Source organism: Burkholderia sp. Ac-20353 (genome assembly GCF_017104785.1).
Classification (GTDB): Bacteria; Pseudomonadota; Gammaproteobacteria; order Burkholderiales; family Burkholderiaceae; genus Burkholderia.
The window spans coordinates 1-1,105 of the sequence record NZ_JAAGPL010000511.1 but is presented as its reverse complement, the minus strand read 5'-3'; the positions used below and the strand labels follow the sequence as shown (position 1 = coordinate 1,105).

The 1,105-nt window shown below is 58.6% G+C and carries 1 protein-coding gene; it reads right to left on the bottom strand.

The window, feature by feature from the left end; translation table 11 throughout:
• Positions 1–23 precede the first annotated feature (23 nt).
• Positions 24–1,058, bottom strand: a complete 1,035-nt coding sequence (locus G3N94_RS41645; RefSeq protein ID WP_205799950.1) for an IS630 family transposase — start codon at positions 1,056–1,058, stop codon at positions 24–26.
• Positions 1,059–1,105 lie beyond the last annotated feature (47 nt).

The window sequence follows — 1,105 nt, the reverse complement described above, 5'->3', positions numbered from 1 at the left end:
TACTAAGATTTCCGAAAGAAATGTCACATAGCCGCGTATTGGCATTCGGGTTGGCGAAAGAAGGATTTCACCAGCGCGGGCAACTTTTGGATTCGGCGCAAAGCGCCGATGGCCAGCCGTTTCATCTCATCCTTCGTCTGTACGAGGCGTTTGGAGACGCTGCGCTTCACGTGCGCCCAGACCTGCTCGTCGGGGTTCAGGTGCGGCGAGTACGGCGGCAGGTAGAACAGCTTCAGGCGTCCCTTCTGCGCTTTCACGAAATCCTGGACCAGCTTGGCCTTGTGAATCGGATGGCCGTCAAGCACGAGGAAGATGGGCTTTTGCGCACCGATCATCAGGCGACCGAGGAACTCTCGGAAGACGGTAGCGGTGACGGTGCCGTCATGCACCATGAATCGGAACTCACCTTGAGGACCGACCGCCGAAATCATGTTCAGCGAAAAGCGCTTGCCGGTCGCTTCCACTACCGGTGTGCAACCCTGCGGTGCCCACGTCGTGCCGGTGTGGTAATCCGAGCGAATGCCCGACTCGTCGGCAAAGTAGATCGTTGCCCCGACTTCCCGAGCCTCGCCCCGAATCGCCGGATAGGTCTCGAATTCCCACTGGCGCACAAGCGTCGCGTCTTGTTGCCATGCTTGGTACAGCGGTTTTTGCGCCGTGAAACCCAACAGCTTCATAATGCGGCTCACGCCAGACAGCGCCAGCTTCTTGCCGAACTGCCGTTCAATCAGCACGGCAATCAACGACAGCGTCCACAGCCCGAATTCGAACTTGAACTGCAACGGACTGTGATCGCGTACCGCCTGCGCCAGCCACTGCATCTCTTCGGCGCTGACCTTGGGCGGTCGGCCTGGAATCGGCTTGGCGAGCAACGCGTTCTGACCGCCATTGGCAAAGTCGGCCAGCCAGCGGTAAACGCTGCGTTCGTTCACCCCATAAGCCGCAGCCACGCTGGCCACGTCCTGTCCTTCGCGTATGGCCTTCACCGCTTGCTGACGCATCGCCTGCAAGGTCGCGTGATCCAGTTTCCGGCCGTCCGATGTGCGTTTCGATTTCATTCGTCCATTGTCTCATGACAATGACAATACTTTCGGAAAGCTTAGTA